This is a genomic window from Pedobacter sp. KBW01, from assembly GCF_003852395.1.
Lineage (GTDB): Bacteria > Bacteroidota > Bacteroidia > Sphingobacteriales > Sphingobacteriaceae > Pedobacter.
The window spans coordinates 275,514-298,911 of sequence record NZ_QAJQ01000002.1; the positions used below are offsets into that span (position 1 = coordinate 275,514).

The following is a 23,398-nucleotide window of genomic DNA, read 5'->3' on the forward strand; positions in this document are numbered from 1 at the left end:
AAAAAACGGCTAACTGTTATCAGATAGCCGTTGTTAAATGAGTTTATATCTTAAAAAGGCAAATCACCGTTCTCATCAGATGGGCCTATGGTAAATTCATCTTCAATTTTAGACTCGGTACTTTGATGAACTGGTGCTGCCGGGCTTTGTTCAAAATCACTTTTTCTACCCAGCATGGTAAAGTTCTCTGCAACGATCTCAGTTACATACTTTTTAACCTTCTCTTTATCTTCAAAAGACCTGGTTCTTAGTTTGCCTTCTATGTAAACCAGCTTACCCTTCTGCAAATATTTAGATGCCACCTCTGCCAGGCCACGCCACAGCACAATATTATGCCATTCTGTTTGCTCTACTCTTTTTCCGTCTTTGTTGTATGTTTCTGATGTAGCTAATGGAAAACTGGCTACAGTTACGCCACCATCTAAATGCCGCACCTCAGGGTCTTTACCCAAGTGGCCTACTAAAATAACTTTGTTAATCCCTGACATAAATATTTTTGGTTAGTTGTTTTGTATAAAAATGCGCACCACTAAGATGGTTAGTTACTCCATATCATTTTTATAAAAGTATCCCTGAATAAAATCATGGATTACTTTTGGTTGCGGTAACTCATCTAACTTATCAAAAGAAACCCAATTAAGTTCCTTTTGTTTCTTAAAGTTAAATATATAATTTTTTAATGCAAAAAATTGCACATGGATTATTTGGTGTGTTAAGAGGTGTTTTTTTGTGCTGACCAGCGTCAGTTCAACAGCCTCTCCAAAAACCGATTTTACAGCCTCTAAAAAGGCTGTGTCGTTAATCCCACTACCTTCTGCTGTCTCCAGGCTTGGAAAATCGTATAAATGCTGCCATATATCGCCTGCCTGCCTTTCTTTAACCAAAATCTGATCGTTTTCTACACATACAAAATAATTGATGTAACGATGCTTTTGCTTGATCTTGCCAATTTTTACAGGCAAAGTATTAACCTGCTCCTTTTTAAAAGCATAACAGCTTTGCACCAGAGGGCAAATGTTACAATTGGGGCTTTGGGGTTTACATTGCATGGCTCCAAACTCCATAATAGCCTGATTATAAAGTGCAGGATCTTTCTGATAAAGCAATTCGTTAGCCAGCGCATAAAACTCTTTTTTGCCGGCAGGCGAGTTTATAGGAGTATGGATACCATAATAGCGCGAAAGCACCCTAAACACATTTCCATCAACTACAGCACGCGCCTCACCTGATGAAAAAGAAGAGATCGCAGCAGCGGTATACTCACCAATTCCTTTCAATTTTATCAACTCATCGTGCAGATTTGGGAAGATTCCGCGGTAATTATTTACCACAATCTGCGCGGTGGCATGCATATTTCTTCCCCGCGAGTAGTAACCTAAGCCTTGCCAAAGCTTCAAAACCCTGGCTTCGGTTGCATTGGCAAAATCGGTAACAGTCGGAAAATTTTCTAAAAATTTATTAAAGTACGGAAGTCCCTGCTCTACCCTTGTTTGTTGTAATATAACCTCTGATAACCAGATGGTATAAGCATCGTTAGTGTGCCTCCAGGGCAAATCTCTCTTGTTTATCAGGTACCAATTGATGAGTTCATTTTGAAATGTCATTACTGCAAATTACGGCCAATTTATCCGATTAAAAAAAAAGTTGCATTTGGCTGATAAGTCTGGAGATAAAAAAATCATCTTTTATTTCCCTATCTCATTAAAAAGCAATACTTTTGCAACCCCAAAACAGTAGTAATATTAAAACATAATAATATAATAAATAATAAAATATGACTAAGGCAGATATTATTTCAGAAATATCAACAAAAACCGGAATTGAGAAGGTTGATGTACAGGAAACAGTTGAGGCATTTTTCAAGGTTATCAAAACCAGCATGATTGGCGGTGAAAATGTATACGTTAGAGGCTTCGGAAGCTTTGTTGTTAAAAAGAGAGCGCAAAAAACTGCGAGAAACATCTCTAAAAATACTGCAATAATTATCCCAGAACACTTCGTTCCTAGCTTTAAACCAGCAAAAGTATTTGTTGATAAAGTAAAAAGTAATTCAAAAAAAATTAACGTAGAAGCCTAGTTCTTAAGTCATATGAGTAGCAGCATCAGATCAAAACAAACCATTATTATTGGAGCGATTGTATTGCTTGTTGCGTTCTTATTTACAAGAGACATTAAGGGTTTAGTTAAACCGACTGAAGAAAATGGTAAAATGCCTGCAAGCGGCCAAATGGCAGAAGCAGGAGCACCGTCAGCTTCAACGGCACTAAACATCCAGACTTCTTCTACAGCTGCAAAAAATGTAATAAATAAAAATTTAGCTACAGATATTACAGCTTTAGAGAACAGTTACAAAGGCGCAAATGGTGCAGAAAAAGTAGAACTTGCAAAACAACTGGCCCAAAAATGGGATGATGTTGAGCAAATTACCCCATCAGCACTTTATTTAGAGATTGTTGCCCAGGCAGAACCATCGTCGAAAACGTGGTTGGCCGCAGGTAATCAGTTTATAAAAGCTTTTGAAAGCACACAAGATAGTTTGGCTCAACCTGCTTTATTGCAGAAAGCCAATCTTTCTTACAAAAACGCATTAGAGAAAGACTCTACAAACATTGAAGCTAAGACGGGCTTAGGTGTAACAATAGTAAATGGCTTAGGAGCGCCAATGCAAGGTATTGCCATGCTGCTCGAGGTAGTTACTAAAGAACCTAAAAACGTTAAAGCAAATATGAATTTAGGTTTATTCTCTATTAAATCGGGTCAGTTTGACAAAGCTATTCCACGTTTTAACACGGTAATTGCTGCTGCTCCAACTCCTGAGGCCTATTTTTATTTAGGTACAGCGTTAGAAAATTTAGGCAGAAATAAAGAAGCGGTTAACGCCTATTTAGCAAGCAAAAAATTAGCGGCAAACCCAACCTTATCTTCTTTCATTGATAAGAAAGTGGCTGAGCTAAAAAATAAAAATTAATTAACAGATTAATAAAAACATTTAAAACTTAAAACTATGCCAAGCGGTAAAAAAAGAAAAAGACATAAAATGGCTACCCACAAACGTAAAAAACGTTTAAGAAAAAACAGACATAAGAAAAAATAGTTTCTTATTTTGATAAAGCCCTTTTAAACCTCATAGTGAATACTGTGAGGTTTAAAGTATTTATACGATTTTTATTTCGTAAAGGAGCGGCTTTATCAATGTTTTCTTGTTTATTACTATCCATTTGTTAATAGGCGAAAGCCTTAAATCTGTAGCTGTTGGTAAAAGAATTAATTATCAATTCGACTCCTGCCGGAGTTACCATAGCGTTGATTGAAGACAAACAACTTGTTGAGCTTCACAAAGAACAAATCAATAATAACTACGCCGTAGGCGATATTTATTTAGGCCGCATTAAAAAAATTATGCCCGGCCTGAATGCTGCTTTCGTGGATGTTGGTTATGAAAAGGATGCATTTTTGCATTATTTTGATTTGGGCCCTCAGGTGCAATCTTTAATTAAGCTAACTAAGATCAAGCGTAATGGCTCGGTTACAGGCACATTATTAGATAATTTAAAGCTCGAAGCCGACATTAATAAGGCAGGCAAAATTTCTGATGTGCTGAGTAAAAACATGCTCCTGCCCGTACAAATTGCTAAAGAACCAATTTCTACCAAAGGACCGCGTTTAAGTTCCGACCTATCTATTGCCGGCAGGTATGTGGTACTGGTGCCATTCTCCAATACCATATCCGTATCAAAAAAAATTAAAAGTAATACCGAACGTAATCGTTTAAAAAAGATTATCGAAAGTATTAAACCTCAAAATTTTGGGGTTATTATCAGAACCGTTTCTGAAGGCAGAGGAGTTGCCGAAATGCAAAAAGATCTTTTAGACCTGATTGCAAAGTGGGAAAACTTCACTAAAAAAGTGCCATCAACCGAACCCTCAAAAAGAGTTTGGGGAGAAATGGACAGATCATCGACATTAATACGCGATATTCTGAACCCTGATTTTACAAACGTTTACGTAAGTACACCCGAACTGTACGACGATATCCGTTCTTATGTTCATGATATTTCTCCTGAAATGGAAAAAATTGTGAAACTGTACAAGCAGAAAGAGCCAATCTTCGATCATTTTGGTGTTGAAAAGCAGATTAAAAATGCTTTCGGTAAAACCGTAAACTTACCCGGTGGTGCTTACTTAGTTGTAGAGCACACCGAAGCACTTCACGTAATAGATGTGAATAGTGGAAACCGTACTGCCAGTAAAGAAAACCAGGAGGAAAATGCTTTACAGGTAAACAAAGAGGCGGCTAAAGAAATTGCCCGTCAATTGCGACTGCGCGACATGGGCGGTATTGTGGTAATCGATTTTATCGATATGCACAAACCAACAAACCGTAAAATGCTATTCGATTATTTGCGTGAGCTGATGCTATTGGATAGGGCCAAACACACCATTTTGCCACCGAGCAAATTTGGTTTGGTACAAATTACCAGACAACGTGTACGTCCGGAAATGAACATTGTTACGGTAGAAAAATGTCCGGCCTGCGACGGGACCGGAGAAATTAAAGCGAGTATCGTTTTAATGGATGATATTGAGAACAACCTTAATTATATTTTAAGAGAGCAGAATGAAAAAGGTGTAACATTATGTGTTCACCCATACATAGAAGCTTACATTACAAAAGGTATTTTCAACCTTCAACGCCGTTGGTTCTTTAAATATGGCCAGTGGATTAAGGTGAAGGCACAATCATCATATTACTTAACTGAGTTTCACTTCATCTCAGCAAAGGATGAAGAGATTAAATTATAACTCAAAACATTTTAACAGAAAGCCTGGATTTTAAAAGTCCGGGCTTTCTTGTTTAAGTACGCTTCAAAGTAGAAACTACAATCCGCCAAACGCTTAATTGTTCAAAAAAATAAAAACACTTTCAATCCTGAAAGGTTAAATTCGTAATCTAAATTTCAATCAATTGGCAAAATCAAAAACTGCATATTTCTGTCAGAGCTGTGGCTACGAATCGGCAAAATGGCTGGGTAAATGTCCATCGTGTAACCAGTGGAATACCTTTGTAGAAGAAATCGTAGAGAAGAACCCTGCATCGGTACCGACCTGGAAAAACGACAACACCAGCAGAAAGCTAAGCAAACCAAGTAAGGTAGATGAAATACAATCTTCTACCGAGCGGCGTATACTAACCGGAGATAAGGAACTTGACCGTGTTCTGGGCGGAGGCCTGGTAGAAGGGTCGCTGGTTTTAATTGGCGGTGAACCGGGTATAGGAAAATCGACTTTAATGTTACAGCTGGCATTAAACATAAAAGGGAAAAAGTTACTTTATATCTCTGGCGAGGAAAGTGAGCAACAAATTAAAATGAGGGCCGAGCGGATTAAAGAAAGTCCTTCGTCTGATTGCTACATCCTGACCGAAACTTCAACCCAAAACATTTTTAAGCAGATTGAAATCCTTGAACCTGAAATTCTTGTGGTAGATTCGATCCAAACCCTGCACTCATCGCATATCGACTCAACACCGGGCAGTGTATCGCAGGTAAGAGAATGTACAGCCGAATTACTGCGTTTTGCAAAAGAAACAGGAGTGCCGGTATTTTTAATTGGCCACATTACCAAAGATGGCGCCATTGCAGGGCCGAAAATACTAGAACACATGGTTGATACCGTTTTACAGTTTGAAGGCGACAGACATCATGTTTATCGTATTCTGCGGTCGATTAAAAACAGGTTTGGAGCTGCAGCTGAACTGGGCATTTACGAAATGCAGGGAAGCGGGTTAAGAGAAGTTTCAAATCCATCAGAAATCTTACTCTCGCAACGCGATGAAGAATTAAGCGGAATAGCTATAGCGGCAACATTAGAAGGTGCACGGCCCATGCTTATAGAAACACAGGCGTTGGTTAGTACAGCAGCTTATGGCACCCCGCAGCGCTCCGCTACAGGGTTTGATACCAGGCGGATGAATATGCTGCTGGCGGTTTTAGAAAAACGTTGTGGTTTCAGGCTCAGTACCCAGGATGTTTTCTTAAATATTGCCGGAGGAATCAGGGTTGAAGATCCTGCAATCGATCTGGCCGTACTCATTGCTATTATTTCTTCACATCAGGATATTGCCGTTTCTTCAAAAAATTGTTTTGCAGCAGAGGTTGGTTTATCAGGTGAAATAAGAGCTGTTAACAGAATAGAACAACGCATTGCCGAAGCTGATAAACTAGGCTTTGAAACCATTTACATCTCCAAATACAACCTAAAAGGCGTACCAGTTGAAAAGTACAACATCGAAATTAAACCTGTTAGTAAAATTGAGGAGGTTTTCGGAATGGTATTCGGGTAAAAAAACTGTGTAAACATTTCAACAACTTTCCCCAAATTGATGAATAAATTCCCCACTTTAATATCTGGCACAAACACAGCGCAAAAAATAATTAAGCAGATGAAATACAGGCAATTACAAACAAATCCAGATTCATACTCCAAAATAAAATAACGCTTGCCTTAAAAGGCTTAGTTAACTAGTTATATATCACTCATTGGCTTGATTGATTAACTAAGTTCAAAATAGGGATGATTTGCCCCGTTAGTGGATGCTAGTGGTTTTTTTTACTTTTTAGCTATTTAGACTTTTTTTTAAATAACTTTGAACAGATAATAACCGGAACTAAATTCATAAAAAATGAAAAAGATTATTTTAAGCATTAGCTTCTGCCTGTTTGGTGCTATTGCATTTGCTCAAACGGCCTATACTGGTCAAAAATTTGGCGAAGAAGTTAAACCTGGTGATGTTAAACCTGCTGCAAAAATGGAAGCCGCAATGGGCAATAAGAAAACAGCTGAGATGAAAATAGAAGGAAAAGTGGTTGATGTATGCAAGAAAAAAGGATGCTGGATGACCTTAGAAATGCCAAATGGCGACCCCATGCGCGTAACCTTTAAAGATTATGCTTTTTTTATGCCAAAAGATATTGTAGGGAAAAATGTTGTTTTGGATGGCTTGGCTAAAAAACAGACCATTTCTGTCGAAACCTTACGTCATTACGCAGAAGATGCAAAAAAGACACCTGAAGAAGTTGCTAAAATTACCGACCCTAAAAAAGAACTGGCTTTTGAGGCTAAAGGCGTGGTGATACTTGATAAATAGAATAAGCGAGAAGAAAAAGCTTAAAGCATAAAAAAACCGATGCAGCATTTGCACCGGTTTTTTTATTGATTTTCTTTTATTATAAAACCCAGTTCCAGTCAAACTCATCTGGAGCTAAGCCATAACGTATATCGTTTAATTTTTTAGCAATGCCGTTTGAAATGTGTCTTGTTGCTGGATCAGTTAATTTATAAGTCTGACCATTGTAGCCCATTTCACCAACATGCGTTACGGTAGCAGCAGTTCCGGCAGCAAACGCTTCTGTTAACGAGCCGCTTTCAATACCTTCAATTACTTCTTTTACCGACACCCTGCGCTCTTCTACTTCAACACCAGCATCTTTAGCCAATTTGATAATGGTATCGCGTGTAACGCCATCTAAAACAGTACTACGAACAGAAGGCGTTACCAGTTTGCCATCTATTACAAAAAGTAAATTAGCTGTTCCGGCTTCTTCAATAAATTCATGCGTTACTGAATCTGTCCAGATTAACTGATCAAAGCCTTCTTTTTTAGCTTGTTCGAAAGGATATAAAGAACGAGCATAGTTACCTGCAGTTTTGGCAAAACCAACACCACCATCATCGGCACGTGTATATTCAGTTTCGACCTTCACCTTTAAAGCGCTACTGTAGTATGGCCCTGTTGGAGTAGTTAAAAGTGCAAATTTATACGTATCAGAAGCTTTTACTCCTAAATAAGGATCCATTGCAAACATTACCGGACGGATATATAGTGCGTAATCTTCCTGAGATGGCACCCATTTCTCATCAACGCCGATTAATGCAGCCAAACCTTGCATAAAAATTTCTTCAGGAATGGATGGCATAGACATCCTTGCCGCTGATTTATTAAAGCGTTCGAAATTTTTATCAGCACGGAAGACACTAATCTTCCCATCAGGCTGACGGTAGGCCTTTAATCCTTCAAAAATGGCTTGTCCGTAATGAAGGGCAGAAATTGCCGGACTCATCGGAATTGGTCCATAAGGAAGAATCTGTAAATTTTTCCACTCGCCGTCTTCAAAATCGGCAGTAAACATGTGATCGGTAAAAACCTTACCGAACGGTAATTGCGAAAAATCTGTAACAGTCAAACGTGTTTGATCTGCTTTGGTGATTTTTATATCCAATGTCTCGGTCATACTTTTATTCATTTTTGAATGAGTGAATTTTGAGTGATTGAATGATTTGTATCCTACAAATTCAATCATTTTAGCATTCGCTCAATCTATCATTTTTTAATTTGTGCAAATTAAGAAAAAACAGGCTTTTTTAATAGTTTTTTCTAATATTAATCTTTGTTTTTGAGTGTTTTAAGTACACTAAGCAACAATTTACGGATTAATACTTTCTTTAAACTCAGTCAGGATATGCAGATAAAGATTTTGCAACAAATAACTAAATTTTATACATTTGAGAACAGGGCGATGGGGTGCCGCCAAAACCGCCAAAACAGGCTGATGACTCCTACGATTTTATTAAAATTGATTTAAATGCCTGTTAAAAAATTAGGTGAGGGATTTCTTCTGTCTTTCAGCCATTTCATTAAAAAAGATTTTGGTTTAGTATTAACCAACACGATAAAATGGGTGCTTATTTCGCTTGTACTTGGCAGTATTATCGGTTCTGCGTCGGCGTTGTTTCTTGTAAGCCTAAATTGGGCAACAAATTACCGCGAGCAGCACTTGTGGATTATTGCATTTTTGCCCCTTGCCGGTTTACTTATCGGCTTGGCTTATTATTATTGGGGTACAGCAGTTGTAAAAGGGAACAATCTGTTAATAGAAGAGCTTCAATCGCCTAAAAAGATTATTCCGTTGATTATGGCTCCCCTAATTTATGCTGGTACTATTATTACGCATTTGTTTGGCGGCTCGGCCGGCAGAGAAGGAACGGCAGTACAAATTGGCGGGGCATTTGCCGACCAGCTGACCAAAATATTTAAACTTAAACCCAGAGACCGGAAAATTATCCTCATTTGTGGCATCAGTGCCGGTTTCGCCTCTGTTTTTGGTACGCCATTGGCAGGAGCCGTTTTTGGTTTAGAGGTTTTTGTGGTGGGTTCGGTAATGTATGGTGCTATTTTGCCATCATTTATAACGGCCGTAATTGCCGATTATGCCTGTAAAGCCTGGGGAGTTGGGCACACACATTATGCCATTGCCAACGTGCCCGAAATGAACGCCATTAATTTATTCCTATCGCTAGGTGCCGGAATATTGTTTGGATTAACAGCACGTCTATTTTCCGCAATGAACCATGGCATATCAAAAATTTTCAGTAAGGTTAATTATCCTCCCCTGCGCCCGCTTATTGGTGGGTTTATTTTAATTGCACTTATTTACCTCATTGGTAACACCCGTTATATTGGCCTGGGTATTCCGGTTATATCAGCAGCTTTTACGCAACAAGAACCTTATTATACCTTTGCCATTAAATTATTTTTAACCGCATTAACACTGGGAGCTGGTTTTAAAGGTGGCGAGGTTACTCCCCTTTTCTTTATAGGCGCCACATTAGGCAGCTTTATCAGTTTGTTTATACCACTACCTTACAGCTTGTTAGCAGGAATGGGCTTTGTGGCTGTTTTTGCCGGTGCAGCCAATACACCTTTGGCGTGTATTTTTATGGGGGTAGAACTCTTTGGCACCTCATCCGGAATTTATATTGCCCTGGCTTGTGTTGTAGCTTATTTATTTTCCGGTCATACGGGTATTTACAAATCACAAGCTATCGGTGCTCCCAAACATTTATTGTTGAAGCGGCATCAGTTTTTGAAATAAGCAGGAAATGGCGCTGGACTAAAGATTTAAATCAGCGGGAAACCATAATTTAGCTGTATCCCGCAGATTTTGCTGATCGACTAAGAACTAATTCCGTCATCTGTTTTTACACTTTAGTCCTTAAAGTTTAAAAAAGAGTCGTGATCTCGACTGAAGCACAGCGAAATGGAGAGATCTATCTAGACAGATTTCTCGACTGCGTTGCGCTCCGCTCGAAATGACGGTGACTTAGAGGGATTAATAAAGCACCCTGAACTTAATGGTATGCTCAATCTTTTTAAGCGATTTGAACAGTTGTTTATCGTATTCGGTATTGATATCGGTAATGGCATAACCAATTTCAGTATTGGTCATTAAAAACTGGCCAACAATATTAATATCGTGCTTGGCAAAAACCGTATTGATTTTGGCCATAATACCCGGAACGTTTTTATGGATGTGTATTAAACGGTGCGATTTATCAATTTTAGGCAACTGTAAATTCGGGAAGTTGCTGCTTAAATAAGTGGCACCGGTATTCATAAAATCGGTTACCCTTTTCGGGATAAAATCGAGGTTACGCGGGTTATTCTTCTGATCGTCAAAAACTACTATGCCTTGTTTGGTACATAGATCCAAATCGATCTTATTTTTCGCATTACCTAAATAACCTATCGTTTTAAGCTTAACTGCATTTTTTAATTGCTCTTTGGTTAGCTTTTCACCGTCTGCCAAAAGGATAATCCCCACATCTTTAACATATTTCTCTTCGAAAGTAGCTTTGTGCCTGATAGACAAGCCATCATTTTTAAGGATCGAAATGGTTAAAGGATCAACATCACCAATTACCAGGCAAAGAATCCTGTTTTTTGGATAAGAAATGGCGCGGGGTAAATTGTTTACGTACAAAAACTCATCAAAGCTCGGCGTAACGTGGTCTGCTTTTGCCACAATGCTTTCGCGGGCAATATTCTCTGTAAAAGCAAAAAACTTATTAATTAAGCCACTCTCGCGCAGCTGAAAATCAGAATATCCATCCCCTATACCAAATAATTCGCCTTCCAGTTTTAAATGTTGAAGCAGTTTTACTTTTCCTCCTTCTTCACTTAAAGGATTGGCATGGTCGTAATCGATAATTTTTCCATCGCCGGTGGTTACAAAAGTATTGGCATAAATGTTTTCCTTTTTAATATGGTACTGGCTCACCACAGGCGTAATAAACTCTTTAAATCCTCCGGAAACGATCAAAACATCATCGCTGTGTTTTTTAAAAAAAGCTGCATTACGCGAAAAAGAAGTAGACACCTTCTTTTTTAAATGTTTAATCAACTGTTTCAGGTGATCTTCATTGGCTTCAAGAAGTTTAACACGCTGAGCCAAACTTTCAGAGAAAGACATTTTGCCTTCCATGGCAAAGTTGGTATAGTCTTCAATTTTTTGGAAAATGGCCTCTTTGTCTGGGTGGTTCTTTAAAGAGATCCTCGCGAGTTCATCAAGTGCTTCTACCTGCGTAAAAGTACTATCGAAATCGATAATGTAATAAGCTTTTTGTTTGGGCATTATTTTAAGTGTTGGGTAATTTCCTGTATGCTTTGGGCTACTGGTTTAAATTTGATACCAGTTTCCGCTATAATCTTATTATTGTTGTAATAACTTAATGTTACGCTGCTTTTGGCCGTGTCTTTTGTAATTGAAGGCTGCTTACCGGTAAAAAGAGAAACAAATTTGAGTGCCCTCCAGGCCAGTCCCAACATCCAAGGTTTAGCTTCTTTGGTTGGTGCTTTAACCGAAAAGCCTTTGGCTATATCACTAAAAAGATCTTTATAATGATAGTCATCAGCCGAAATAATATAACGTTCGCCCGAAACTTCGACTTCCATCAACAAAATCATGGCTTTGGCTACATCTTCAACATCAACAAAGCCCGATGCTCCATCAGTATAGAAAGAAAAACCATCTTTTACCAGTTTGAAAATAGCCCCGCTTCCTTCAAAACCGGCATTTTTACCAATAATAACGGATGGATTAATGATTACGGCATCAAGTCCTTCGGTAATGCCACGCCAAACCTCCATTTCGCCTTCGTATTTAGATAAGCCGTAAGCATGCGCCTGAGCATCATATTCCCAAAAATCTTTTTCGGTTATTTTATTATCTTTTTTTGCATTACCCAGCGCCGCAATAGAGCTAACATGCAGTAAGCGACAATTATTTTCGGCACAAAGGTTTACAATATTCGACGTGCCATCAATGTTGACATGAAAAAGCTGTTTCTTGTGTTTAGAATTTAAAGATACAAATGCCGCACAGTGATAAACTTTTGTAATCCCTTCAAATGCATCTTCGAGCGCTGCAGGTTCATTAATATCGGCATCAAACCACTCTATTAGCGGGTTATTACCAATTAAAGCTGGTATTTTAGATTGTGCCCGCTTTAACGCCCGAACAGCTAAACCTTTATTGGTTAATTGTTTAATCAGTTCAGATCCTAAAAATCCCGTGCCTCCGGTTACCAGTATCATTTTATTTTTTTCGAGCTATATGTGGAAATACGCATTCAAAAATAGATATTTGAGCCGAGAGTTTTAAATATATGTCATTAACGGATTTTTTTTCGCCCATAAACGCCGATAGTTTTACACCAAAACAAGGATTTTTTACAAGTCAGCTGGGTTTAAAAGCGCAAATTTATACCGAATCGTTCCCCGATTTTGAAGAGAACACTTACGATCTGGCCATTTTTGGCGTACTCGATGGTCGTGGTGCAGTAAACAACGAAGGTACTGCCTTGGCACCCGATTATTTCAGAGAGAAATTTTACCGCCTTAACGAAGGAGCTTTTACCAGCCGTATTGTTGATTTAGGCAATATTAAACATGGCGCAACCATTGCCGACACTTACATTGCGGTTAAAATGGTAGTTTCGGAGCTCATCAAAATGAATATTATCCCGATCATTATTGGTGGCGGACAGGATTTAACCTACGCACAATATTTAGGCTACGAGGATCTGGAACAAAAGGTAGACCTGGTTATTATCGACAACCAGTTTGATATTGGCGATGATGACCATGAAGGGATTGCTACCCGTTCTGACTGTTATCTGAACAAGATTTTTTTACACCAGCCCAATTATCTCTTCAACTTTAGCAATGTGGGTTACCAAACCTATTTTGTAAACCAGGAGAGTTTAAGTGTAATGGACAAGCTCTATTTTGATGTACACCGCCTTGGCGAGTTTGCACAGGATATTATGCTAACCGAACCGATTATCCGCAACGCCAACATGATCAGTTTTGATATAGGTGCTATCCGTTCGGCCGATGCCGCAGCCAATGCCAACACCACACCAAATGGTTTTGATGGCGAGGAAGCCTGCAGACTGGCACGCTATGCCGGTATGAACGATAAATTAACCTCAATCGGTTTTTACGAATTTAACCCTGCTTACGATAATAACGGACAAACCGCTTTTTTACTGGCACAAATGGTTTGGTATTTTGTTGATGGATTTTATGCCCGCAAAAAGGATTTCCCGCTTACGCCAAAATCGCAATTTATTATTTACAGAACGAGTTTGAAAGATGGCTCGGGCGAAATGACCTTTGTTAAAAGTAAAAAATCAGACCGCTGGTGGATGCAGGTTCCTTATCCATCAGGCCAATCTAAAAATGAGCGTTATCATTTGGTACCTTGTCGCTATGATGATTACCAAACCGCAGTTAATGGCGAAATGCCCGATTTATGGTGGCGTACCTATCAAAAATTAAACTGATAATGCGCTTAAAACACAGATTATTATAATTTCACCTAACCGATTACGTTTTAAACATACATATATCTATATTTGAAAAACGATTAACTAACCGTATGAAAAAAATATTATTCTCTGCTATAGCTTTATTGCCACTGGCAGCCTTGGCGCAAAAGCCGTTTACTGTTACAGGTTATATTAAAGGACTGAAAGATGGCGATAAGATATACCTGATTTACCGTGCGGATGATAAATCAGTAACAGATTCAGTAACGGTTGACAAAGGTACTTTTATATTTAGAGGTACTTTAGTGGATCCTACTGCCGGAAACCTATTTCTTAACAAAAATCCCTACGTTAACCGTCCGGCAAAAGGCGAGATACTTGATTATACCTCCCTTTTTCTTGAATGTGCTGACATCAAGATAATCGGCACAGATTCGATCAAAACCGCAGCGATCAGTGGATCGGTGATCAATGATGACAGCAAAAAATTAAAGGCCCTGACTAAGCCTGTTGATGATCAGATCAACGCCATTAATGTAGAGTATTCGAAACTTACGCCAGAGCAGCAAAAAGATCCCAAAGTAAAGGAAGATGCCATGAGCCGTTACGAAAAAGCTACAGCAAGTTTAACACCTATACTTTTGGGTTATGCCAGCAGCAACCCCAAATCTTACATCAGCTTAACTGCACTTAACCAGTTGGCTTCAGACCCAGATCAGGTATTGGCTGCAGAAAAAGCTTTTAATGGATTATCTCCTGAGCTAAAAGCAAGTACAACCGGTAAAAAAATAGCCGCAATTTTCGAAACGAGCAGAAAAACTGCTGTAGGTGCAATGGCTATGGATTTTACCCAAAATGATGCAAACGGTAAACCTGTAAAACTTTCTGATTTTAAAGGCAAATATGTACTGGTTGATTTCTGGGCTTCATGGTGCGGTCCATGCCGTCAGGAAAACCCGAATGTAGTTGTAGCATACAATAAATTTAAAGATAAAGGCTTTACCGTATTGGGTGTTTCTTTAGATCGTCCGGGTAAAAAAGATGCTTGGTTAAAAGCCATTGCTGATGATAAATTAACCTGGACACATGTTTCGGACTTAAAATTCTGGGATAATGAAGTAGCCAGAATGTACGGCATCCAATCTATCCCGGCTAACTTTTTAATTGATCCAAACGGAAAAATTATAGCCAAAGGACTAAGAGAGCAAGCTTTACAAGATAAACTTCAGGAGTTATTGGGAAGTAAATCGAAATAAGGATATTTACCAAATTGGCTGGATTTCTCGACTTCGCTCGAAATGACGATCCAGTGCCAGCAGGACGAATAAAGAAAGAAACCCGCAGATCAATAAAATCTGCGGGTTTCTTTTTATATAAATTTAGCTTTTAAACCAAATCAAAGCCGATATCTTCTCTGAAATATTTTCCATCAAAGTAGATTCTTCCGGCATCTGCAGTGGCCGATTGTAAAGCGGTAAATAAATCTTTCTGCAAGCTTGTAATGGCAATTACCCTACCGCCATTGGTTTTAACCACATCGTTTTCTAAAAGTGTTCCGGCGTGGAAAGCATTAGAATGACGCAGGTTTTCGATACCAGTAATGGCTTTACCTTTTAAATATTCGCCTGGGTAACCACCCGCAACAATCATTACAGTAGCAGCTGTTTGTTCTGAAATAACCAGATTAACCTGATTTAACTGTTTGTTGGCGCTAGCCATAAACAACTCTACCAAATCGTTCTCGATACGCGGAATAACACTTTCGGTTTCCGGATCGCCCATACGTGCATTGTATTCAATTACATAAGGTTCTTCACCAACTTTGATTAAACCAAAGAAAATGAAGCCTGTGTAATCGATATTATCTTTTTTCAAGCCTGCTACAGTAGGCTTTATAATGCGTTCTTCTACTTTGGCTAAAAACTCGGGCGTTGCAAACGGAACCGGTGAAACCGAGCCCATACCACCTGTATTTAAACCGGTATCGCCCTGACCAATTCTTTTGTAATCTTTGGCTGATGGAAGGGTAACATAATTCTCACCATCTGTTAAAATAAATACCGAAAGTTCAATCCCACTTAAAAATTCTTCGATAACCACGGTTGCACCAGCTGCACCAAATTTACCGCCAAGCATCAGTTTTAATTCTTCCTGTGCTTCTAAAGTTTCGGTACAAATTAATACACCTTTACCTGCAGCCAATCCATCGGCTTTTAAAACCACTGGCAAAGCATGGTTCTGCAAATAAGCTAAACCATCTTCCAATGTTTCGGGGGTGAAAGATTTTGATGCCGCGGTTGGAATACCATGACGCTCCATAAACTGTTTAGAAAAATCTTTACTTCCTTCTAAAATAGCACCTTCTTTTTTCGGTCCGATAACGGGAATGTGTGCAAGTGCCTGATCGGCAAGGAAAAAATCATGAATACCATTTACCAAAGGTTCTTCTGGCCCTACCACAACAAGTTCAATATTCTCGGCAAGAACTACTTTCTTAATGGAATCAAAATCGTTTACATTGATGTTGATATTGGTACCGTATGCACCTGTACCACCATTTCCGGGTGCAATAATTAATTTATCGCAGTGCGAAGACTGGCTCATTTTCCAGGCAAATGCACTTTCTCTGCCGCCTGAACCTAAAAGTAAGATATTCATATAGGGCAAAGATAATATTTTAGTAGCAAGTAGCGCGCATCAAGTACAGAGAATCAGGCAGCAAGAGCTAACGCCCTGGTTTTTGCTTTAGACTTTTTCCTTTAAGCTTTCCGCTAATTAACTAGCTTCCCTTAGCGCTTCTTGTCATTTGCTCCAGCATATCCCACATTTCATTGGGAATTGCTTCTAAACCATTCATCTGACCAGCGCCTTGCAACCATTCGCCACCATCAATGGTAATTACTTCGCCATTAATGTAACCGGAGAAATCGCTTACTAAAAACGCAGCCAGATTGGCCAGTTCCTGATGATCGCCTACCCTTTTTAGCGGCACACGGTTTTTAAAATCGAATTTTTTAGCCAGATCGCCGGGCAGTAAACGCTCCCAGGCACCTTTGGTTGGGAATGGCCCCGGGGCAATTGCATTGGTACGGATACCATATTTACCCCACTCTACTGCTAACGAACGGGTTAAGGCCAAAACCCCACCCTTGGCACAAGCCGATGGCACCACATAGGCCGAGCCGGTAAAGGCATAAGTAGTAATGATATTTAACACTGTAGCCGGCTGATTTGCGGCAATCCAGTGTTTACCAAAGGTGAGCGTGCAATTAACAGTTCCCTTTAAAACAATATCGATAATAGAAGAAAAGGCATTGGCCGACAGGCGTTCGGTAGGTGAAATAAAATTACCTGCTGCATTATTTAGCAGTACATCAACTGAACCAAATCTTTCGATTGTTTTGGCAAGCACATTTTCTACCTGTGCAATCTCCCGTACATCGCAAGCTACTGCCAATACTTTGCCTCCGGTTTTCTCTTCCATTTCGTCCGCTGTTTTTTGCAAAACATCCTGCTTGCGGCTGGTGATTACAAGATTGGCCCCTAATTTCAGGAAATACACGCCCATGGCTTTACCAAGCCCGGTACCACCACCGGTAATTACAATGGTTTTACCTTTTAAAGCATCGTCTCTAAGCATAGGTGAATTATAACTGAACATAAGCTATGTGGGTTAATTGTTGAAATTGTTTTATTGCTAAATTGTTGGGATTTGTTAAACTGGTTAATCGTTGAAATTGGTTAACTGTTTATTGCAAACTGCCAATTGTAAATTGAAAACTGCTAATTATGAGCTGAAAACTGCCAACTGAAATTACTTCCGCTGCAAGCTAGCTAAAATAGTTTTTAAAATTTGGCGTGTTGCAGGCGACCACCATTGTTGGAGCATTTTCTCTAAGGTAGCCGATTGATCGGCAGTTACCGCAGCAATCAGTTCTTCGCGGATGTTGAGTTTACTCTGCGACCAGGTATTCCCTTCCAGCTCCATATATTTTTTAATCTTGCGCTCGGCAGCAGTGAGCAGGCTTTCGTTCCGCACCAACTCATCTACCAAACCTACTTTCAAGGCTTCTTCGGGATTATACAACTTACCTGAGAGCAAACTACGGGTTGCCTCGGCTTTGCCGATCCAGAAAGCATACAACTGAAAAATGCTGTTAGGCACAATAATACCAACCGGCACTTCATTTAAACCAATAATATATTGTCCTTCAGCCATCACACGGTAATCGCAGGCTAAAGCCATTACGCAACCACCTGCAGGGCTGTGCCCGCTTATTGCCGCTACCATTGGTTTTTTAAAGGAAACCAGATTTGCAGTAAAGCCTAAAAACAGCTCCCAAAAAGATTTGGCTTCGGCTTCATCATAATTATAAAGTTCTACAAGATCTAGTCCTGCCGAAAAGAAAGGGGCTGTACCGGTTAAAATAACGCCACCAATGTTATCATCGGCAGCGATATTTTTTAGCATATCATCCAGTTCGGTAATCAGTTCGCGGTTTAAGGCGTTTGATTTTCCTCTATCTAATGTTATCGTAGCTAAACGATCTTTAACGCTTACTTTTATGGTGTTCATGGTAAAATAGTATCAGGTTTTGAGTAGCAAGTATAATAGCGGGTACAACTATCAAGACTTATGTATCAAGATTAAAGTTTCGAGACTACAGTATCAAGATAGCATTATCGAAACAGTTTACCACAAACTATGCTTGCATAACAACTCAAATTTATCTATTTTTCTTTATTTCACATCATAAGTGTAAACTTTTCTTCCCAAATGACCGAGTGCATCTATTCCTTCTATTACTACACGGTAATTTCCGGGTTCATCGGAATTGTAAAATTCAAACTTAGCTTTACCATCGGTACCAGCAACTACCTGCGGGTTCCAGTAAATGGTTGTTCTTAAATCGGCACGGCTACTGGTACTTGCGGCATCGTATTTAGGCGAATAAAATTCTCTCGAAACTGTAAATCCTTTAGGACTCAGTGTAACTATACCCGGCGCATATCGATCAGAACTTCTGCCCCCGTCGCCACGTTTGGTGGTAATGATAATTACGCCGCCTCCACCTTGAGAACCATAAATGGCTGTGTTGCCAATGCTTTTTAGCAGTTCTATCGATTCTACATCAGATGGCACTACATTATCCAGAAAATCAGCTTCCATTTGCATACCATCCACAATAATCTGGATTGGTGTGTTTTGGCTGCGCATCAGGTAAGGAACATTACCCCTGAATATTACCCCTGGTAAGCGACCCTGCAAGCACTGCGAAAGGGTAACGCAGGTAGAAAGCTGATCGGCAGTTAAAACGAAATCGGCCCTTCCTGCCCCATTTAGGTTAGAAGAATTTTTCGCCGGGTTTTTCTTTTCGGTAATGGTTACTTCTTCCAACTTAATGGTACGCTCTAACAAGCCGAGGCGGGTCATTTCGTTAAAATAATTATCGCTTTCTTTAATGTATTTCATTAAAGTATTGTTCACATTAATATCGATATCGGCACCATTTTTATTCTTGGTTACAATTTGTCCAGGTACTATATCGAGGTTAATATCTACAAATTTACGTTCGGTTTTGGTACGCGCCTGCACTACAAACTTGGTACTATCGCCAAAACTCAGGTTATCAAAGACGAATTTACCTTCGGCATTGGTAACGGTATCTAAAATGTATAGCGTGCCTTTTGTAGCCATCAACATTACTTTACCTCCGACCACAGGCTTGTTGCCTTTGGTAATAGTACCGCTAATGGAGATAGATTGTTCTGGCTTGTAGGTAATATTGGGGCCAACATTGTTGATGATATTTTTCCAGGTAAAACGTCTCCAGCCCTGGGTAAGCATTAGGTTATCAAGCTCCCTTTGCGTTTGAACATCATCCTTTAAAAAATAATGGTTAGGTTTTTCTACGTAACCAATCAAATCAGAGGTAAGTAAAAGCGAAGTGAGGATATTGGTTTCGTTATCTTCATCGGGGGCTACCTTGGTTGCATTGGTAACCGCAACAGAAAAACTGCCCAATACAGGTTTGCCTTCACTTGCAGCATCGAATGTAAAGCTTGCCTTCCCTTTTCTGGCAGTGGCTACATCGCTTGCATTTAGCGATACATCAATTATGTCAGTCTTGTTGGTTACAAATACCAATCGCTCGGCAACAGGTTGGTTGGCTGCAGAAAAGAGGGTAAACTGGACAATCCCCGATGGCAGGTTCTTTTTAGGGATATTGGCCATCAATACCTGTTTATCCATTTTGGCTTTCGAAACGTAATATACCGTGCCTCCATGTTGCGCAACAACTTTTAGCTCATCGCCATTAACCAGATCGGCACTGGCCATAATTTTTAACGATACTTTAGCGGTATCGGTGTTATTTAATGAAATAGTATAGCCACTTTTAGCAGCCAAAGGAAGTTTGAATGTTTTTTCGGAACCATCTTTAAATTTAACCTTTGCAGAGTAAACCCTGCCTGCCTGACTATTGAACACGAAATTACCCATGCCCAGGTAGCTACTTGTAAAACTGGTTACGGTGGCTCCGGTCTCATCTACAATATCGCCTTGCACATCTTCTCCCTTACCGCTCGGGTTAACCGCTTTAATAGCAATTTTTTGGGGCAGCTCTTCTATCAGCGTACCACCTTCAGGCATAAACTGTACGTCGACATCATTTGAAGTTGAAGTAATCGGAATTGATTTGATTACTTTCTGCTTATTATCGAGGGTGATAGTGGCAATAATTTTCCCCGATTTATTCTGGAAAGACTGGTTGTTGGTAAAACTGATTACAGCATCGCCAGTTAAGCTGGTTTTTACTTTGCCTTTGCTTACACTCCTGTAATCGAGCTGCACATCATAACTCACCTCATTTCCACTGTAGGCAATACCGTTTTTATCTTCGAAATGGATGTTGGCAGTTACTTTATCGTTGTTGTTCTCTTTGGTAAAATTGTAAGTTGTTTTGGTAAATACCTTATTGGCCCAGCTGTTTCCGATTTTAATGGTTTTATCGAAAAAGAACTCTGTTCCGAAATTACGCATGTAATTGGTATAGGCCCGAATCCGGTAGTTTCCTTCACTAAGCGAATCGGTCAGTTTAAAATCGCCCCATGTAATACCGCCCATTAAGGGAAGTTTAACCAGTTTTTTAAGCGAATCTTTTTCATTGATAAGCTCTACGTACAAAATTTTGCTGATGTTGGAAGGGGCCGATGTTTTGGTATTTAAAACATAGGCTTTAAACCAGATATCATCGCCAATAGCATAATAAGGCTTATCCAAATGCAGGTGCACTTTTTCCTGAGGATATTTTGTGGTATAATCTTCTAACTTCTGTAACAGCTGGCTAAAAGGATCATCATCCATTTTAAATGCCGTAAAGCCAATTAATAGTAATACAAAACTGAGGGCGAGAATAATTCTGGGTTTCATGTGGTTAGGTAAAATAAATATGCCTCAAGGTACAAAACCTGAGGCATATTTTTATGAAGAACACATGAAATTTGATTATAATACTAAGTTTATAGTTTACAATTGAACAGCGAGTATAGCGAACCAATTTAAAATAGTGCTGCTTGCTCATGAAAAGCTCCTGCAGTGCGCGGCAAACAATTATGAGGGTCAGTAAAACTTTCTGCAGTATGCAGCGTCAAATCATGAGGAGCAAGAAAGCTTGCCACTGTGTGCAGCGCCAAATCCTTTAGAATTTGTTTTTCCACATCATGCTTTCAACAGGCCGTGTGGTTTTATTGTTGTATTTGGCATTCCCCTTAGTGTTGTACATGGTGCCGATATTGCCTTCTACCACAAAATAAATAAGCTGACCAATGGGCATCCCCGCATAAACCTTTACAGGTTGCGCAACTGATATTTCTAATGTCCAGGTATTACAGAAACCTACATCGCCCTTACCTGCGGTAGCGTGAATATCGATTCCTAAGCGGCCAGTACTGCTTTTCCCCTCTAAAAAAGGTACGTGACCATGGGTTTCGGTATACTCTAAGGTAACCCCAAGGTAAAGCGTTCCGGGATGAAGGATATAACCATCTTTTGGAATTTCAAAATGTTCGATCTCATTATGGACTTTGGCATCCAGCACGCGGCTTTTATAGGTAGCCAAATATTTCCCCAAATGCACATCATAAGAGTTTGTTCCTAAACACTCTCGTTTAAAAGGCTCAATGATGATGGTTCCCTTCTCAATTTCTTCTAATATCCTGCTATCAGATAATATCATTTTTATGCGTATTTTTGGCCTAAATTATCATTTATTTAAGATAATTTTGCATGTAATCTCCAATTTAATCAATGCCAATAATTTACAACCAAAATATTGATGAACATGCTGTTTTAGCAATCTGGAAAATTGAAGAAACAGAAGATGAATTGTTGGCAGGGCTGCAACTCAAACAGCACGAACACGATATTATCTCATCTTTAAACAGTGGCAAAAGGTTACTGCACTGGCTAAGCACCAGGCTTTTGCTCCGCACAATGCTCAATACTACCGAGTATATCGATTGCCAGTTTGATGAGCATGGCAAACCTTACCTGGTTAATTTTGATTACCACATTTCGTTAAGCCATTCTTACGATTACGCCGCGGTAATGATTAGCAAAAACTATGCAGTTGGGGTTGATATTGAGCTGATTAAGCATAAAATAAAAAGCATTAAACACAAGTTCTTAAGTGATGTAGAGCTGGCGCAAAAGCAAATTGGCGATAATACCGACGGCCTTTATGTAGCCTGGTGTGCCAAAGAGGCCATTTACAAATGGCATGGCAAAAAAGGCTTGGAGTTTAAGCAGCATATCCACATTAAGCCTTTTAAACTAAAAAACGAAGGTGCCTTAAACGCATTGGTAGAGCTGCCAACCGGTACCCGCGAACTGACGGTTAATTATTTTAAAACCAAAGATGGCTATATGCTGGGCTATGTAGCCGGCAATTATTAAATACAAATGGAGATGAACGAGACAGCAGAAAAAGTAATTGCCAAAGATTTAATGCCAACGGTTTTTACAGATTGGGGCTTAACCGACTACCAGCAAGCCTGGGATAAACAGGAAGACTTACTGAACCAAACGGTTGCCATTAAAACTGCCAACCGGGTAAACAACACCCATACCCCTACTCCAAACCACCTGATTTTTTGCGAACACCCGCATGTTTATACTTTAGGCAAAAGCGGTCACCCCGAAAACCTTTTGCTTGATGAGCAGGGCTTAAAAGACAAACAGGCTACTTATTATAAAATTAACCGTGGAGGTGATATTACCTACCATGGTCCGGGGCAGATTGTAGGTTACCCCATATTGGATCTCGACAATTTTTTTACCGATATCCACCTCTATCTGCGTACCCTCGAGGAAGCTGTAATTTTAACTTTGAAAGATTACGATATTGAGGCCGGCCGTTATCCTGGCTACACGGGTGTGTGGTTAGATGCAGATAACGAAAAGGCCCGAAAAATTTGTGCAATGGGCGTTCGTTGCAGCCGCTGGGTAACCATGCATGGTTTTGCTTTTAATGTAAATGTTGACCTCGATTATTTCAAAAACATTGTACCCTGCGGGATAGATGATAAAGCAGTTACCTCATTACAGCATGAACTTGGCCGCAAGCTCGACATGGAAGAAGTGAAAGCCAAGCTAAAAAATCATATTGCCAGCCTTTTTAAAATGAAATTGGTTTAGTTGCCGTAAAACAATATTACAGCACTCCAA

Annotated in this window: 20 protein-coding genes and 1 riboswitch; of the genes, 10 read left to right on the forward strand and 10 right to left on the reverse strand. The window is 39.5% G+C overall.

The window, feature by feature from the left end; translation table 11 throughout:
• Positions 1 to 50 precede the first annotated feature (50 nt).
• Both DBR40_RS02290 and mutY read right to left on the reverse strand, forming a co-directional pair.
• Entirely contained in the window at positions 51 to 488 is a 438-nt protein-coding gene (locus tag DBR40_RS02290) for a single-stranded DNA-binding protein (RefSeq protein ID WP_124558183.1), read from the reverse strand.
• A gap of 54 nt (positions 489 to 542) precedes the next feature.
• Positions 543 to 1,604: an A/G-specific adenine glycosylase gene (mutY, locus tag DBR40_RS02295; protein WP_124558184.1), complete on the reverse strand. Its 1,062-nt coding sequence runs from the start codon at positions 1,602 to 1,604 to the stop codon at positions 543 to 545.
• A gap of 170 nt (positions 1,605 to 1,774) precedes the next feature.
• Between mutY and DBR40_RS02300 the strand changes: the two genes are divergently transcribed.
• From DBR40_RS02300 to DBR40_RS02320, 5 genes are all read left to right on the forward strand, one after another.
• Positions 1,775 to 2,077, forward strand: coding sequence for an HU family DNA-binding protein (locus DBR40_RS02300; RefSeq protein ID WP_025143406.1), 303 nt, complete (start codon positions 1,775 to 1,777; stop codon positions 2,075 to 2,077).
• 12 nt (positions 2,078 to 2,089) lie between these two features.
• On the forward strand, positions 2,090 to 2,968 hold the full coding sequence (locus tag DBR40_RS02305) for a tetratricopeptide repeat protein (RefSeq protein ID WP_124558185.1): 879 nt from the start codon (positions 2,090 to 2,092) through the stop codon (positions 2,966 to 2,968).
• A gap of 284 nt (positions 2,969 to 3,252) precedes the next feature.
• The gene (locus tag DBR40_RS02310; RefSeq protein WP_124558186.1) at positions 3,253 to 4,803 is read left to right on the forward strand and encodes a ribonuclease E/G; all 1,551 of its coding nucleotides are present in this window, start codon (positions 3,253 to 3,255) and stop codon (positions 4,801 to 4,803) included.
• A gap of 163 nt (positions 4,804 to 4,966) precedes the next feature.
• Positions 4,967 to 6,343 carry a DNA repair protein RadA gene (radA, locus tag DBR40_RS02315; protein ID WP_124558187.1) on the forward strand — a complete coding sequence of 459 codons (1,377 nt, stop codon included), beginning with the start codon at positions 4,967 to 4,969 and terminating at the stop codon, positions 6,341 to 6,343.
• A 339-nt stretch (positions 6,344 to 6,682) separates the two neighbouring features.
• Complete coding sequence (locus DBR40_RS02320; protein ID WP_124558188.1) at positions 6,683 to 7,147, forward strand: DUF4920 domain-containing protein; 465 nt, start codon at positions 6,683 to 6,685, stop codon at positions 7,145 to 7,147.
• 79 nt (positions 7,148 to 7,226) lie between these two features.
• On the opposite strand, the gene DBR40_RS02325 is transcribed toward DBR40_RS02320, so the two are convergent.
• A complete protein-coding gene (locus DBR40_RS02325) occupies positions 7,227 to 8,291 on the reverse strand; it encodes a branched-chain amino acid aminotransferase (RefSeq protein WP_124558189.1) in 1,065 nt (354 codons plus the stop codon).
• 272 nt (positions 8,292 to 8,563) lie between these two features.
• Positions 8,564 to 8,626: riboswitch (Fluoride riboswitch) on the forward strand.
• 16 nt (positions 8,627 to 8,642) lie between these two features.
• Between DBR40_RS02325 and DBR40_RS02330 the strand changes: the two genes are divergently transcribed.
• Complete coding sequence (locus DBR40_RS02330; protein ID WP_124558190.1) at positions 8,643 to 9,932, forward strand: voltage-gated chloride channel family protein; 1,290 nt, start codon at positions 8,643 to 8,645, stop codon at positions 9,930 to 9,932.
• Positions 9,933 to 10,169: 237 nt separating this feature from the next.
• Here DBR40_RS02330 and DBR40_RS02335 read toward each other — a convergent pair whose 3' ends face one another.
• The gene (locus tag DBR40_RS02335) at positions 10,170 to 11,471 is read right to left on the reverse strand and encodes an HAD-IB family phosphatase (protein ID WP_124558191.1); all 1,302 of its coding nucleotides are present in this window, start codon (positions 11,469 to 11,471) and stop codon (positions 10,170 to 10,172) included.
• Entirely contained in the window at positions 11,471 to 12,433 is a 963-nt protein-coding gene (locus DBR40_RS02340; RefSeq protein ID WP_124558192.1) for an NAD-dependent epimerase/dehydratase family protein, read from the reverse strand. Before DBR40_RS02340 ends, DBR40_RS02335 begins: the two co-directional genes overlap by 1 nt.
• 71 nt (positions 12,434 to 12,504) lie before the next feature.
• Here DBR40_RS02340 and DBR40_RS02345 point away from each other — a divergent pair, with 71 nt between their 5' ends.
• Both DBR40_RS02345 and DBR40_RS02350 read left to right on the forward strand, forming a co-directional pair.
• Entirely contained in the window at positions 12,505 to 13,686 is a 1,182-nt protein-coding gene (locus DBR40_RS02345) for a formimidoylglutamase (RefSeq protein WP_124558193.1), read from the forward strand.
• A 95-nt stretch (positions 13,687 to 13,781) separates the two neighbouring features.
• On the forward strand, positions 13,782 to 14,927 hold the full coding sequence (locus tag DBR40_RS02350) for a TlpA disulfide reductase family protein (protein ID WP_124558194.1): 1,146 nt from the start codon (positions 13,782 to 13,784) through the stop codon (positions 14,925 to 14,927).
• A 130-nt stretch (positions 14,928 to 15,057) separates the two neighbouring features.
• Here DBR40_RS02350 and purD read toward each other — a convergent pair whose 3' ends face one another.
• The 5 genes from purD to dcd form a co-directional block, all read right to left on the reverse strand.
• Entirely contained in the window at positions 15,058 to 16,329 is a 1,272-nt protein-coding gene (gene purD / locus DBR40_RS02355; RefSeq protein WP_124558195.1) for a phosphoribosylamine--glycine ligase, read from the reverse strand.
• A 121-nt stretch (positions 16,330 to 16,450) separates the two neighbouring features.
• On the reverse strand, positions 16,451 to 17,332 hold the full coding sequence (locus DBR40_RS02360) for an SDR family oxidoreductase (RefSeq protein ID WP_124558196.1): 882 nt from the start codon (positions 17,330 to 17,332) through the stop codon (positions 16,451 to 16,453).
• 153 nt (positions 17,333 to 17,485) lie between these two features.
• Positions 17,486 to 18,247: an enoyl-CoA hydratase/isomerase family protein gene (locus tag DBR40_RS02365; RefSeq protein ID WP_124558197.1), complete on the reverse strand. Its 762-nt coding sequence runs from the start codon at positions 18,245 to 18,247 to the stop codon at positions 17,486 to 17,488.
• A 165-nt stretch (positions 18,248 to 18,412) separates the two neighbouring features.
• Positions 18,413 to 21,103 carry a carboxypeptidase-like regulatory domain-containing protein gene (locus DBR40_RS02370; protein ID WP_233603767.1) on the reverse strand — a complete coding sequence of 897 codons (2,691 nt, stop codon included), beginning with the start codon at positions 21,101 to 21,103 and terminating at the stop codon, positions 18,413 to 18,415.
• Between the two features lie 268 nt (positions 21,104 to 21,371).
• Complete coding sequence (gene dcd, locus DBR40_RS02375) at positions 21,372 to 21,908, reverse strand: dCTP deaminase (RefSeq protein WP_124558198.1); 537 nt, start codon at positions 21,906 to 21,908, stop codon at positions 21,372 to 21,374.
• A 71-nt stretch (positions 21,909 to 21,979) separates the two neighbouring features.
• Between dcd and DBR40_RS02380 the strand changes: the two genes are divergently transcribed.
• Together DBR40_RS02380 and lipB are read left to right on the forward strand one after the other, a co-directional pair.
• A complete protein-coding gene (locus DBR40_RS02380; protein WP_124558199.1) occupies positions 21,980 to 22,627 on the forward strand; it encodes a 4'-phosphopantetheinyl transferase family protein in 648 nt (215 codons plus the stop codon).
• Between the two features lie 12 nt (positions 22,628 to 22,639).
• Positions 22,640 to 23,368, forward strand: a complete 729-nt coding sequence (gene lipB / locus DBR40_RS02385) for a lipoyl(octanoyl) transferase LipB (RefSeq protein ID WP_124558200.1) — start codon at positions 22,640 to 22,642, stop codon at positions 23,366 to 23,368.
• The last annotated feature ends 30 nt before the right edge of the window (positions 23,369 to 23,398 follow it).

Excerpts from the sequence above, each read along its gene's own strand:
- DBR40_RS02325 (WP_124558189.1), bottom strand. The coding sequence starts at position 8,291 with ATGACCGAGACATTGGATATAAAAATCACCAAAGCAGATCAAACACGT.
- DBR40_RS02365 (WP_124558197.1), bottom strand. The coding sequence starts at position 18,247 with ATGAACACCATAAAAGTAAGCGTTAAAGATCGTTTAGCTACGATAACA.
- DBR40_RS02350 (WP_124558194.1), top strand. The coding sequence starts at position 13,782 with ATGAAAAAAATATTATTCTCTGCTATAGCTTTATTGCCACTGGCAGCC.
- DBR40_RS02290 (WP_124558183.1), bottom strand. The coding sequence starts at position 488 with ATGTCAGGGATTAACAAAGTTATTTTAGTAGGCCACTTGGGTAAAGAC.
- DBR40_RS02330 (WP_124558190.1), top strand. The coding sequence starts at position 8,643 with ATGCCTGTTAAAAAATTAGGTGAGGGATTTCTTCTGTCTTTCAGCCAT.
- dcd (WP_124558198.1), bottom strand. The coding sequence starts at position 21,908 with ATGATATTATCTGATAGCAGGATATTAGAAGAAATTGAGAAGGGAACC.
- DBR40_RS02300 (WP_025143406.1), top strand. The coding sequence starts at position 1,775 with ATGACTAAGGCAGATATTATTTCAGAAATATCAACAAAAACCGGAATT.
- lipB (WP_124558200.1), top strand. The coding sequence starts at position 22,640 with ATGAACGAGACAGCAGAAAAAGTAATTGCCAAAGATTTAATGCCAACG.
- DBR40_RS02320 (WP_124558188.1), top strand. The coding sequence starts at position 6,683 with ATGAAAAAGATTATTTTAAGCATTAGCTTCTGCCTGTTTGGTGCTATT.
- DBR40_RS02380 (WP_124558199.1), top strand. The coding sequence starts at position 21,980 with ATGCCAATAATTTACAACCAAAATATTGATGAACATGCTGTTTTAGCA.
- DBR40_RS02370 (WP_233603767.1), bottom strand. The coding sequence starts at position 21,103 with ATGAAACCCAGAATTATTCTCGCCCTCAGTTTTGTATTACTATTAATT.
- mutY (WP_124558184.1), bottom strand. The coding sequence starts at position 1,604 with ATGACATTTCAAAATGAACTCATCAATTGGTACCTGATAAACAAGAGA.
- DBR40_RS02335 (WP_124558191.1), bottom strand. The coding sequence starts at position 11,471 with ATGCCCAAACAAAAAGCTTATTACATTATCGATTTCGATAGTACTTTT.
- purD (WP_124558195.1), bottom strand. The coding sequence starts at position 16,329 with ATGAATATCTTACTTTTAGGTTCAGGCGGCAGAGAAAGTGCATTTGCC.
- DBR40_RS02340 (WP_124558192.1), bottom strand. The coding sequence starts at position 12,433 with ATGATACTGGTAACCGGAGGCACGGGATTTTTAGGATCTGAACTGATT.
- DBR40_RS02305 (WP_124558185.1), top strand. The coding sequence starts at position 2,090 with ATGAGTAGCAGCATCAGATCAAAACAAACCATTATTATTGGAGCGATT.
- DBR40_RS02345 (WP_124558193.1), top strand. The coding sequence starts at position 12,505 with ATGTCATTAACGGATTTTTTTTCGCCCATAAACGCCGATAGTTTTACA.
- DBR40_RS02360 (WP_124558196.1), bottom strand. The coding sequence starts at position 17,332 with ATGTTCAGTTATAATTCACCTATGCTTAGAGACGATGCTTTAAAAGGT.